8 protein-coding genes and 1 tRNA gene are annotated in these 13,069 nt (G+C 59.5%); all 9 read left to right on the top strand.

Annotated elements, in window-relative coordinates; all coding sequences use genetic code 11:
• A complete protein-coding gene (gene kdpC, locus ABIQ96_RS10880) occupies nucleotides 1–594 on the top strand; it encodes a potassium-transporting ATPase subunit KdpC (RefSeq protein WP_348214609.1) in 594 nt (197 codons plus the stop codon).
• A gap of 3 nt (nucleotides 595–597) precedes the next feature.
• On the top strand, nucleotides 598–993 hold the full coding sequence (locus tag ABIQ96_RS10875) for a hypothetical protein (RefSeq protein ID WP_348214608.1): 396 nt from the start codon (nucleotides 598–600) through the stop codon (nucleotides 991–993).
• Nucleotides 994–1,004: 11 nt separating this feature from the next.
• On the top strand, nucleotides 1,005–3,695 hold the full coding sequence (locus ABIQ96_RS10870; RefSeq protein ID WP_348214607.1) for a sensor histidine kinase KdpD: 2,691 nt from the start codon (nucleotides 1,005–1,007) through the stop codon (nucleotides 3,693–3,695).
• Nucleotides 3,692–4,357 carry a response regulator transcription factor gene (locus tag ABIQ96_RS10865; RefSeq protein WP_348214606.1) on the top strand — a complete coding sequence of 222 codons (666 nt, stop codon included), beginning with the start codon at nucleotides 3,692–3,694 and terminating at the stop codon, nucleotides 4,355–4,357. Before ABIQ96_RS10870 ends, ABIQ96_RS10865 begins: the two co-directional genes overlap by 4 nt.
• 205 nt (nucleotides 4,358–4,562) lie before the next feature.
• Nucleotides 4,563–5,741, top strand: coding sequence for an aminotransferase class I/II-fold pyridoxal phosphate-dependent enzyme (locus ABIQ96_RS10860; protein WP_348214622.1), 1,179 nt, complete (start codon nucleotides 4,563–4,565; stop codon nucleotides 5,739–5,741).
• On the top strand, nucleotides 5,738–6,577 hold the full coding sequence (locus tag ABIQ96_RS10855) for a CAAX prenyl protease-related protein (RefSeq protein WP_348214605.1): 840 nt from the start codon (nucleotides 5,738–5,740) through the stop codon (nucleotides 6,575–6,577). Before ABIQ96_RS10860 ends, ABIQ96_RS10855 begins: the two co-directional genes overlap by 4 nt.
• The gene (locus ABIQ96_RS10850) at nucleotides 6,574–7,776 is read left to right on the top strand and encodes an NAD(P)/FAD-dependent oxidoreductase (RefSeq protein WP_348214604.1); all 1,203 of its coding nucleotides are present in this window, start codon (nucleotides 6,574–6,576) and stop codon (nucleotides 7,774–7,776) included. Before ABIQ96_RS10855 ends, ABIQ96_RS10850 begins: the two co-directional genes overlap by 4 nt.
• Nucleotides 7,777–7,875: 99 nt before the next feature.
• A tRNA-Tyr gene (locus ABIQ96_RS10845) sits at nucleotides 7,876–7,961 on the top strand.
• 895 nt (nucleotides 7,962–8,856) lie between these two features.
• Nucleotides 8,857–12,945 (top strand): discoidin domain-containing protein, encoded by a 4,089-nt coding sequence (locus tag ABIQ96_RS10840; RefSeq protein ID WP_348214603.1) that lies wholly within the window; start codon nucleotides 8,857–8,859, stop codon nucleotides 12,943–12,945.
• Nucleotides 12,946–13,069 lie beyond the last annotated feature (124 nt).

The following is a 13,069-nucleotide window of genomic DNA, read 5'->3' as shown; positions in this document are numbered from 1 at the left end:
ATGAATACTCCATTCTCTGAAATCCGTCCCGCCATCGTTTCCACACTCGTCATCGCGGTCGTCTGCTGCGGGTTCTATCCGCTCGCCGTCACCGGGATTTCGAAAGTCGCCTTCGCGAACAAGGCGAACGGCAGTTTGATCGTGGATAAAAATGGAACCATCATCGGCTCGTCGCTGCTGGGTCAGAACTTCAGCGGCGAAGGCTATTTCCACCCGCGTCCATCCGCCGCCGGGACAAATGGTTATGACGCCGCAAGCTCCGGCGGCAGCAACCTCGGTCCGACCTCGCAGAAGCTGGCGGACCAAATCAAAGAACGCATCGCCGCCTATCGCACGGCCAACGGTCTGGCAGAAAATCAGGCGGTTCCCGCCGATGCCGTTACCGCTTCAGCCAGTGGCCTCGATCCTCACATCAGCCCAGCGAATGCCGCGCTGCAAGTTGGCCGCATTGCCAAGGCGCGTGGACTCACCAAGGAAAAAGTGGGTGAACTCGTCATGGCGAACACCGACAAATCGGACTTGGGATTCCTCGGTGATGACGGCGTCAACGTCTTGAAACTGAACCTCGGATTGGACTCCGCCACCGGAAAATAAATCATGCCCGCCACCGTCAAACGCCTGCTCATGATGATTTTCGTTTTAGTCGCGGCTGGGACGACTTTGACATGGATGGTTTTCCAACCGCGGAGTCTCCCTGTTCCCGACGAGAAGGTCGCGGCCATGGAGTTGCTTGCGGAAAAACTATCGGGGCCTCGCTATTTTCATGCTCCTGTCAGCGGAATTCAAGACGTTAACGGGCCTTGGATCGACGTGGATGAGGCTCGGCAACAGCAGGACCGGGTGATCCAGGAACGCAAGCTCGACGCCGGCCAACGCGAGGAACTCAACCGCCTGATTTCCCGGCTCACCGAGCCACAGCCGGCGAGAATGGTCGGTGGTTACCGGATCCAGCTTGAACGCTTGAATCTCGCGCTTGATGGCATTAAAAAGTAGGGGCGCTCCTTATGAAAGACGACCACCGCCCCGATCCCGACGCTCTGCTTGCGCAGGTGCAGCGCGAGGAAAACCAGGAAAAGCGCGGGCGGCTCTACATCCTGCTAGGCATGTGTCCGGGCGTTGGGAAAACCTACGCGATGTTACTGTTAGCACGGCAGCGGCAGAACGACGGGCTCAACGTGCTGATCGGAGTCGTGGAAACCCACGGCCGCAAGGAAACCGCCGCGCTGTTGGAAAATCTGACTTTGTTGCCACGCAAAAAGATCGAGCACGGCGGCCATACGTTGGAAGAATTCGATCTCGATACCGCGATCCAGCGGCGACCCGACCTTTTGCTGGTCGATGAACTCGCGCATACCAACGCGCCCGGCAGCCGACATCTGAAACGCTATCAGGATGTGCTGGAATTGCTGGATGCCGGGATTGATGTCGTCACCACGCTCAACGTCCAGCACATCGAGAGTCAGGTCGATATCGTGCGGCAGGTGACCGGTGTGGCGGTGCATGAAACCGTGCCGGACTCCTTGCTGGATCGGGCGCATGAGATTCAACTCATCGACCTCAGCGTTGAAAAGCTGATGGTCCGTCTCGGCGAGGGAAAGGTTTACATGGGCGAACGCGCCCAAGCGGCGGCGGAGGGATTTTTCCGCGAAGGAAATCTAACTGCCTTGCGGGAACTCGCCCTGCGTTTCACCGCCGAGCGGGTGGATCGCGATCTGGAAGACATCCGCAAGGCGCGGCGGGTGAGCAGTCCGTGGAAAACCAACGCGCGTCTGTTGGTCGCCGTGGGACCGACGCCGTATTCGGAAAGTCTGATCCGCTGGACCCGTCGTGCGTCGGGCCGCCACGGTTGCCCGTGGCTCGCGGTGTGGGTCGAGAGCACGCGTCCGTTGAGCGATCCGGAGCAGGATTTGCTGGCACGCGGTCTCGGTCTTGCGAGGCGGCTCGGTGCAGAGGTGGTTCATGCGACGGGAGATGATGTGGCGGCGACTTTGCTGGACGTGGCGCGCGAGCGAAATGTCTCGCAGATCGTCGTCGGCAAGGCGAACCGGCGTTCGCGGTGGAAGCCGACGCTGGCGGATAAGATCATCGCGGGCAGCGGCGACATCGATGTCTGCGTGGTGCGGCCGGTGATCGGGCGACCGTCGAATCGTCCGGAGTTGCGGAGACGGAGTTTCGCCGTTTCAAACCGCATTCATGAGTATGGCATTGCTTTCGGAATCATCGCTGTTCTAACGGCAGTTTGCTGGCAAATCGAGCATGTGGTCGGCTATACGGTGCCGGCGCTGGTCTATCTTCTCGCGATCCTGCTGGCGGCTTTCCGGATTGGCCGTTGGCCGATGATTTTTATGGCGGCTCTCAGCGCCCTGGCATGGAATTTCTTCTTCATTCCGCCCAGGTTCACCTTCGAGGTCCGGGCGTTGGAGGACGTGATCCTGCTGGTGATGTTTTTCGCCGTTGCCCTCTGTATGGGTCACCTAACAACAAGGCTGCGGACCCGTGAAATCGCGGAGCGCCGGCGGCAGATCGAAACGGATGCGTTGCTCCGTGTCACGCAAAGCGCGGCGCTGGCTCCGGAGATGGGGAAGGGGCTTTCCGAAGCGCTGAAAATCATCAACTCGGTGATCGATGCCGACACGGCGCTGGTCGTCCGGAAACTGGATCATTCTCTGCCCTCCGTGGCGCATGCGGCGAGCACCTGGCAGCCGCTGGACCATGAACTTGGTGTGGCGAACTGGGCTTACGCGAACAAGCAGATCGCCGGACGGTTCACCGATACGCTGCCGCAGTCCGAGGCGACGTGGTTTCCTTTACAAACGGCGACTTCGGTGATGGGGGTGTTAGGCTTGCGCTTGACCGGGGAGGCGACGGCGCTGGATTTCATCCGGCGGCAGGCGGTGGAGGCGTTTGCCCTGCAACTGGCGCTGGTGTTGGAGAAGGAGCATTTCATCCAGGCGGTCAGCCAGGCCGAGGTGATGGACAAGTCCGAGCGGCTGCGGCGAAATCTGTTGGACAGTGTTTCCCACGAATTGAAAACGCCACTGGCGATCATCCGCGCATCCATCGAAGGCATGGGAACCGCCGCTGCGAATCCTTATGTCGCGGAGATCGACACCGCGACGAAGCGTTTGCAGCGGCTGGTGGACGGCTTGTTGCAGATGACGCGGCTGGAGTCGCAGGTAGTAGAGCCACAGATGGAATGGTGCGACGTGAACGAACTGGTGGAATCCGCGGTGAAGGCGGCGGGGGATGCTTTGAAGAGTCACGAGTTGAAAATCGAGGTCTCTCCGGACATTCCATTGATCAAAACGGATCAAGCGCTGTTGTCCCAAGCGTTGGCTAACATTTTGCACAACGCGGCCGTTTACACTCCGGGGAATTCGCCGGTCGAACTCACGGTCCGCCACGCCGAGCAGAAACTCCGGCTCACGGTCCACGATCACGGTCCCGGGTTGCCCCCCGGCGAGGAGTCCCGTGTTTTCGGAAAATTCTATCGGGCGGCGGGAGCGCCTGCGGGAGGGACCGGGCTGGGTCTTTCGATCGCACGGGGATTTGTCCAAGCGCTCGGTGGAGACATCGCCGGGTGGAATCATCCGCAAGGCGGCGCGGTATTTGAAATTCTGCTCAAGGCGGAATTTCTGGCGCAGGACGACGGGGCTTGTTTACCCGACCGGATTGCACAGACTTCGGGGACATGACCGCGTTGATCATCGACGACGAAATTCAGATCCGGCGTTTGTTGCGACTGGCTCTGGAATCGCGTGATTACATCGTTCGAGAAGCGGAAACTGGGCGGCTCGGTTTGCAGGAGGCGGCGTTTCACCGGCCGGATGTCGTGCTGCTGGATTTGGGGCTGCCGGACATGGACGGGCTGGATGTTTTAAAAAGCCTGCGCGAGTGGAGCGCGGTGCCGGTGCTGATTCTATCCGTTCGTGATCAGGAGGACGTGAAAGTCGCCGCGCTGGAAAACGGTGCTGACGACTACGTGACCAAGCCCTTCAGCACGGCGGAACTCGTCGCCCGTTTGACCGTGATCCAGCGTCGCCACCACGGCAATGATTCGCCGGAGATTGTCGTTGGGCCGCTGACGATGCACTTGGATCGGCACGAGGTTTTTCTGTCAGGCGAGTCGCTGAAAATGACACCCACGGAATACGCCTTTCTCCTCGCGCTCGCCCGACACGCCGGGAAAATTGTCACCCAGCGCCAGCTTTTGCGCGAAGTCTGGGGCCAGCAAGGCGACGGCCAAACCCATTACCTGCGGGTTTATGCGAACCATTTGCGGAAGAAGCTAGGCGACAAACTGGTGATTCAGAACGAGCCGGGAATCGGCTATCGGTTGCTGATCGCTGGGACGTAGGGAGCCATGACACTCTTGTCGTGGATCAGCATGAGAAGGTCTTGTGAAGAGCTTCGCGCTTTTCAAGGACCAGCCATTCGCCAGCACCACAAAAGTGTGGTGCCTCCTTAGTTTCACGGGATGTGAAATAAAACCCCGCCCCCGGGATTGACGTAAGCGGTTCATCCCGCTGAGATTCCCGCCCCGCCGACTGGTGGACTTTGCCATGGACTATAACGCGAAAATCGCAACCAACGTCGCTTCGATCCCACGCTCCGGGATCCGCGACTTCTTCGAACTCGTACAAGGCCGCGATGATGTGATCTCGCTCGGCGTGGGCGAGCCTGATTTTGTCACTCCATGGCACATTCGCGAGGCGGCTATTTACTCTCTCGAAAAGGGCCAGACGACTTACACGTCGAACCTCGGCCTGCTCTCGCTGCGCAAATCGATCTCCAAATACGTGGAGGGATTTTTCCACGTGGACTACGATCCGGCGAAGGAAATTCTCGTCACGGTCGGCGTTTCCGAGGCTATCGACATCGCCCTGCGCGCGTTGCTCAATCCCGGCGACGAGGTGATTTTCCATGAGCCTTGTTACGTTTCCTACAGCCCGAGCATCGTCATGGCGCACGGCGTCGCGGTGCCGGTGGTGACCACGAAAGAGGACGAATTCTCGCTGAAACCGGAGGCCGTCGCCGCCGTCATCACGCCACGGACGCGGATCATTTTTATCAATTTCCCGACGAATCCCACCGGTGCCTGCGCCTCGCGTTCGGACCTTGAAGGCATCGCGAAACTCGCCATCGAGCATGACCTGATAGTGATGACCGATGAAATCTACAGCGAACTCCGCTATGACGAAACCGAGGAGCATCTTTCAATCGCCTCACTGCCGGGGATGAAGGAACGCACGATTTTGCTGCACGGATTCTCGAAGGCTTTCGCGATGACCGGTTTCCGGTTAGGCTATGCCTGCGCGCCGCAGCCGATCATCGAGGCGATGATGAAAATCCATCAATACGCGATGCTCTGCGCGCCGATCATGAGTCAGAACGCCGCTATCGAAGCACTCGAAAACGGCCAGCCGGCGATGATCGAAATGCGCAACAGCTATCACCAGCGCCGCGATTTCCTGGTGAAGCGGTTGAATGAAATCGGCCTCGACTGTCACACGCCGGGCGGGGCGTTTTATGTCTTCCCGGACATCCGCAGCACCGGTCTAACGAGCAAGGAATTCGCCATGCGTCTGTTGGAGGAGGAAAACGTTGCCTGTGTGCCGGGCAGCGCGTTCGGTCCATCCGGCGAAGGATTCCTGCGCTGCTGTTATGCCACCGCGTTCGAGGACATCCGGACGGCGACGGATAAGATGGAAAGATTTGTTGGAAGGCTCAAAAAAGCATGAATGGATCTCCGGCGGATAATGACTCCGGGCACGCTGCTGCGCTGCCCGACAATCCTTACACCCCGCCGGGTTCCACCAACCGTAATTACAAGGATCACGAGCAGCTCACGCGGGCGCATGTGGTCCCGTTCGTGGTCTTCATGGTGTTCATGATTCTGCTGCAACTGGTCGGCGGATTCATCGAGTGGAAACATCCGGACGCGCCTTGGTGGCGGCAGGATCCGGCGCAGTTCGTCTATCCGATTCAGACGCTCGTCACGCTCGGGTTCCTGATTCATTACCGCCGGTTTTACACGTTCAATTGGTCGGCGAAGTGGGCTTTGTTAGGAATTGTTTTCGGTGCGATCGGCATCGGTTTCTGGCTGCTTCCCACGGCGCTTTACGAGGCGTGGGGAATGACGGGAAAAGCTGAGGGACTTCTCAAGTTGCTGGGTTTCGCCGAGCGCAAGGAAGGTTTCGATCCCGGCATTTTCCAAAATCCGATCGCCTATTGGACCTCACTGGTTCTGCGCTTTTTCCGGGCGGCGGTGATCGTCGCACTCGTTGAGGAAATTTTCTGGCGCGGCTTTCTCATGCGCTTCGTTTGCGATTGGGAAGGGGACTATTGGAAGCAGCCGTTCGGCCGTGCTCGCTGGATTTCCTATGGGATCGTGACCGGGCTTTTCATGGCGGCCCACGCGCCGGTGGATTACGCCGGAGCCTTTGTTTACGGCAGTCTGACCTACCTGTTATGCGTCTGGAGCAAGAATCTCGGTGCCTGCGTCATCATGCACGGCACTGCGAATTTCCTGATGGGCGTTTACATCATGCGCACCGGCAATTTCGGACTGTGGTGAAACCTCCGTCACTCCGCATCGCGATCGTCGGCTGCGGCACCGCGGGACCGGCTGCGGCGGTGCTTTTGAAACGGCTCGGCCATGAGGTCGTCCTTTTTGAACGGGCCGACGAGTGCAAGGCGGTGGGTGCCGGTTTCCTGCTCCAACCTTCCGGGATGGTGGTCCTGAAAGAGCTTGGCATCCTCGATGAAGTCCTCGCCCATGCCGCGAAGGTGGATCGTCTGCATGTCCTCGATTCCACCGGAGACACGCTGCTTGACCTTCGCTACGGCGAGATCGGGAAGGGGAGTTTCGGAGCCGGGCTTCATCGTCCCGTTTTGCTTCATCACTTGATCGCCGCGATGAACGAGGCCGAGGTGGATGTCCGCTGGGGTTGGGAAATCGAAGATGCTTCCAAGTCCGACGGTCGCTGGATTTTGAAATCGACCGATGGAAACAAGTGTTCTGGATTCGATCTCCTAATCGTGGCCGATGGCGCGCGCTCGAAACTCCGAGACCTCGCCGGAACCGGCGGTGTGAACCGCGGCTATCCATGGGGCGCGCATTGGTTCATTGGAAAAAACGACGGCGTTTTCCCCGAAAACGAACTTTACCAGGTCGTCCACGGCACGCGCCGGTTGGGAGGGTTTCTCGCCACCGGCCGTGATCTCGACGGCGGCGATCCTTTGGTCAGCCTGTTCTGGAGTATCAAAATCGGGGACGACGCCGCATGGCGGGCCCGGCCCATCGAGGAGTGGAAACGGCAGATTCTCGACATTTGCCCGAAATCCGCAGGCCTGCTGGATCAAATCACCGGTTGGGATCAAGTCCTCACCGCCCGCTACGGCGACGTCAGGATGCGGCGCTGGTATGGCGAGGGAATCGTCGTCCTCGGAGATGCCGCCCACGCGATGAGTCCGCAGCTCGGCCAAGGAGTGAATCTCGCGCTTGCCGACGCCTCGTGTCTTGCGGATTGCCTGGCTCGCCACCCGTTGCCGGAAGCGCTGGTTCTGTACCAACGCCGCCGGCGGTTGGCGCTCCGCTATTACCAGTTCGCGACCCGCTGGCTGACCCCGTGGTTCCAATCCGACCACGAGTGGCTATCTCCGATCCGGCGCGTATTTTTCGGCATTTCCCGGCGCATTCCATTGGCGAGGCTTCTCATGACGCTGTCGATGGCCGGTCTCGTTGGCACCGGGCGCTGTTCTTCGGAAAAATAGGCAATGCGGGATCGCGTAATTTTTTCCCGTCGCGGGGAAGGTTTTTCTTGTCAGGTCCGGCCCGCTTCCTCATACCTCCGCCCCGCGTTAAGCGGGAATGGGTAGATGCCCGAGTGGCTAAAGGGGGCAGACTGTAAATCTGCTAGCGAAAGCTTACGTTGGTTCGAATCCATCTCTACCCACCATTTTTATTCTAAGCAACTTAGGGGGCCGAGAGGTCTCCTTTTTTGTGCATCGGTTCTGAGCGAAGAGTGCAAAAAGAGTGCATTCGTGTCCGGCATTAACCCACAGTTCGTTCGATGGTTTGCAGGCTGCGGATCCGGTTGATGCTCCTCCTGCGCGGATCCACGCTCTCCGAGCCCGACTCCCTGCGGATGTCGTGAGCATAACCCGGCGCTTCATGCCGTCGCCTCTGAGTTCGTGAATCGTCTGATCGCCCTGCAAGGCACCGTTCCGGCGTAACTCACCCGCGTCGAGGCCGGCAGGAAGTGGGAGAATATCGACGTCTGGGCCGAGATCAATGATTCCCATCCAGTCGTAATCGAAGACAAGATCGACACCATAGACCACTCGGATCAGTTGCCCCGATACCGCAGGATCGGGGAGGGCTGTTGCCGGGAACACGGGTGCGAGCTGATGAGAATGCGGGTAGGCGGCACAACGGATGCAACACCAGTGTCGCCAAGGCTTGGGGAGGCCGATCTTCCCAAGGCGAACCCAGCCGTAGTCAAGCGGGTCCGCGTGGGAACTCGACGAAGAACAAATGCCGATCCAAATCGGACCGGTGTCATTTGCCGGGGCCGAGCATCCGGAACGACCTGCTGCCAACTGGACTCGACATGGTAGTGGTTCCATTTGCTGGGCTGATTGGAAGGCGTGCCTCCGGGCAACCATAAAAATCGCTTTTGACGAGGGGAACGGAGCAAGCGAAGGAGGAATAGGAGTTCAGCCCCCCCTTTCGTGTGGTGGACGTAAATGTATTTGCCCGCCTGAACTCCCGCACAGAGAAAGACGGGTTTAAGAATCTCCTGCCGCTGGAACCGACCCTTCGTTTCGCCGGCACGACCTCCGCGCCATCCAATGAATATTCCTCCTGTTCTCAGCAAGCTTGCCGCGGTGCTGGCGCTGTCTTCCTTGGATGCCCGGAGCCAGACGTTCGCCCCTTATGCGATCGATGCCACGACGCTTCACCTTTGGCATCTGGACGAAACAGCCGCGCCCGCCAACGACGTCATGAACGGAAATCTGCCGCTTGCAGGCCTGTTGAACGGGGCTGCTCTGGGAGCCGCTTCATTGGCAGGCTTCGGCTCCACCTTGAGCCCTAACACCGGTAACAACATCGCCGGGCTGCTTGCCGCGACCGCCGCTGCCGAGGACGTGACGTTTTCCCACGCCGACCCGACGACAGGTGCGTTCACTTATGAAGCGGTCATCAAACTGGATGCCGGATACGATCCCCTCGCCCAGGCGACGAGCGAGCGGAAAATGCAGATTGTCTCAATGGACAACGAGGTCACTCCCCGGATTTTCCAGTTCCTCTATGTCGGCCGGACAACGACCGCAGTGCCAAAGTTGCGGTTCATCAACATCGGCAACGGCAGCCAGACTTTGGAGGCGAATCTCCCGATCTCCGGCACCGATGCCGTGACTAACAGCGACTGGTTCCAGGTGGCGGTCACTTATGATGGAAATGCCGGGGTAACGGGGAACATGCGCTTGTTCTGGACCAAGCTCTCCGGTTCGCCAACCCAAGCCGCGCAGGTGGCAACCCGCACGATGACCAGCGATCTCCTCACGGGAACTGCGGATTTCGCCATCGGAAACGAGGCCCGTGACGCGTCAGGCGAAGGTTTTGCCGGCTTGATCGACGAGGTGCGCGTCAGCGGCGTCGCGCGCGCGGTCACGGACTTCCTGTTCTATCCGACCGTCACGGTTACGGCCAGTTCCTTCCAAACCGGGAACGGCCCGGAGAATACCTTGGATAACAATCCGGCCACGCGCTGGGCGGCGGATGGAAACGGCCAATGGATCACTTACGATCTCGGCCGCACGTTGTATGTCCCGTCGATTGACATCGCCTTCCACAGCGGCACGGACCGGATTTACACGTTCGATGTCCTTGTTTCCACGGACAACTCCACCTGGACGCCGGCATTGAGCGGAGCCCGGAGCAGCGGTGTCACGACGGCCTCGGAAAACTTCGTTCTCCCGGAAATCACCACCGCCCGCTACGTTAAAATCGTCGGCCACGGCAGTACCGCCGACACGTGGAACAGTTTTTATGAAGTCGCGGTCCGCCGGACGACTTCGGGCCCTTCGTCGGATACGGATGGCGACGGTTTGCCGGACGCTTGGGAAAATCTCTATTTCAACACGCTCGCCTACGGCCCGGCCGATGACCCGGACCACGATAGCTTCACCAATCTCGCCGAGAAGGCCGCGGGCAGCAATCCCAACAACGGCGCCTCCATTCCCGGTGATGTCGATGGCGACGGCCTGCTGGATTCGTGGGAAATGGCGTATTTCAATTCGTATTCCTACGGCGCGACAGACGACCCGGACGGCGACACTTTCGAAAATGCCGCCGAACAAGCCGGAGGCACGAATCCCGGAGACGCCTCGTCCTATCCGGGAGCTCCACCGGACCCCGGCAAGCCGGACGGCCTCATGGTGAACCTGCTGCGCTACCCGGCCCGCACCACCGTGCCGGACACCCAACCGAAGTTCTCATGGATTTTTCATCCGGTGAAACGAGGCGAAATCCAGAGCGACTATCAGATCATCATCTCGTCCACGGCCCTGCTCGCCGGAGCCGCCAATGGCGACGTCTGGTCGAGCGGCCGGATCACCTCGCCCGAATCCGTTAATGTCGCCATGACCGGCAGCGCGCTCGCCCGCGGCTCCACGTATTTCTGGCGTGTTAGAACCTGGGGTATTTCGCCCACTCCCAGTTCGTGGTCGGATCCGCAGGCGTTCACCATCGAGCCGACCTCCCCGCCATCGGGAGCGCGCACGATTTATAACAGCTCGACAAATATCTGGTCCGGCCGCTATCAGCCGGGCTTCGATACCAGCGTGGCTCCCGTCTCCGTGGTGAACAAGGGCGGCGGGAATTTCTTCATCGACTTCGGCAGGGACGCGTTCGGTTTTGCTGGAATCCGCCTCAACGGCAATTTCGCCGGGCAGTCAATGGAAGTCCGCATGGGCGAAAAAGCGATCGGCAACAGTGTCGATACCGCGCCCGGCGCGACCATCCGCTATGGGACGACCACCGTGGCGCTTTCCAACGGCGACGTGACTTATGACGTCCACAAGGCGAGCACCACCACCGGCATCAGCATTTCATGGTCCGGTGGAGTCATGCCATTCCGCTACGTGGAATTGCTGAACTGCCCGGCCACCTTGACGGCCGCCGACATCCGCCAGCAGATGCTGCATTACCCGTTCGATGACACTTCCGCCGGGTTCACCTCATCCAGCACCACGTTGAACTCCGTGTGGGACCTCTGCGCCCATTCAATCAAAGCCACCAGTTTCTGCGGCGTTTATGTGGACGGTGACCGCGAGCGCAAACCCTACGAGGCGGATGCCTACATCAACCAGCTAGGTCACTACGGCTTGGACCGCGAATACACGTTGGCCCGCTACAGCTACGAATATCTGCTGGACCACCACACCTGGCCGCTCGAATGGCGCTTCCATTTCCCGCTGATGGCATGGGCGGACTACATGCAAACCGGCAATGCCGATGCACTGGCGAAAAACTATCCGGCGATCAAGGCCTTCCTCCGGACCGACCGGGAGCGGGTGTCCGACAGCCTGTTCCAAGGCTGGTCTAACAACGGCACCAGCGATCCCTCCGACATCATCGACTGGCCTTCAGGGGAGCGCGACGGCTACGTCCAGACCAGCTATAGCGCGGTGATCAACGCCTTTCATTACAACAATCTGCGGGTGATGGCGCAGATTGCGACGGTCCTGGGAAATACGGCGGACGCCACCGATTTCACCACCCGCGCGAACACCATCCAAACCTCCTTCAACTCGGTATTCTGGGACGCCGCCAGCCAACGGTACAAGGACGGCGAAACCTCCTCTCACATTTCCGCCCACGGCAATTTCTTTCCGATGGCCATGGGAGTCGTCCCGGCGAACCGCGTGGCTGCCGTGATGAGCTACCTCAAGACCAAGCGCATGGCACCGAGTGTCTATGGCGCACAGTATTTACTGGAGGCGCTGTTTGCGGGCGGCGAGGAAGATTACGCGATCGGCTTGATGGCGGACAACGACTCCTCCTACAAACGCAGTTGGAACAACATGCTGACCGCCGGCTCCACCCTCACCATGGAAGCCTGGGACAACACCTACAAATCCAACCAGGACTGGAACCATGCCTGGGGAGCGGCCCCCGCCAATATCATCCCGCGTTTCGTGCTCGGCGTGAAACCTCTAACACCCGGCTTCAGCCAGGCGGAAATCAAACCGCAGCTTGGCACCGGCACTGCCACCGCCGGTCTAACCACGGCTTCCGGAACTGTTCCCACCATCCGAGGGCCGATCACCCTCAAGGTGGAGAATTCCGCGACCACCTACAAGCTGCGCGTCAATATTCCCGGGAACATGACCGCAAAAGTCCTCATGCCGAAAAAGGGCTACCTCAACCCGGTTCTTGTGTACGACGGAAAAGTCGTCGCCGCCGCCACCATCGACGGACGACTGGTGCTCGACAATGTTTCCAGCGGCGAACACGCCGTCTGGCTTAGTTCAACGGCCACACCGACCGCGGCCGTTCTCAAGGACAACTGGCTGGCAGCGATGTTCGGCGATGACGCCTCAAACCCCGCGGTCGCGGGCGATTTGCTAGACCCTGATAACGACGGACAGTCGAACGAAAACGAATTTCTAGCAAACACCAACCCTCTCGATCCGGCGGACCGGTTCGCCATTGAAGTCATCCATTTCGAGCAACCCCACACGTCGTTCCAAGTCACCATCCAGGGCAAAGCGGGTCGCCGCTACGTGTTGGAACGCACTCTTTCGCTCGCGTCACCGTCATGGACAGAGATTGATTCTTCCACACCCGCCCAAGACGCGGATCACCTCACTCTATCGGACACGTCCCCGCCGATGCCTAGTGCATTTTTTCGCGTCCGCGTGGGACTGCCGTAGTTGCCCCCCTTTTGGTGTGGGTCACGCGAATTGAATGGTTTGGGGAGATTTGGAACCCGTATGTTCCACCGATCTCAAGGTGAAGCTGCCTCCGCCTCGTTCAACTTGCAGCCAATCCTCCAAA

This window comes from Luteolibacter sp. (assembly GCF_039920825.1).
GTDB lineage: Bacteria > Verrucomicrobiota > Verrucomicrobiia > Verrucomicrobiales > Akkermansiaceae > Luteolibacter.
The sequence above is the reverse complement of the archived record's forward strand: the minus strand, read 5'-3'. Positions and strand labels throughout refer to the sequence as shown.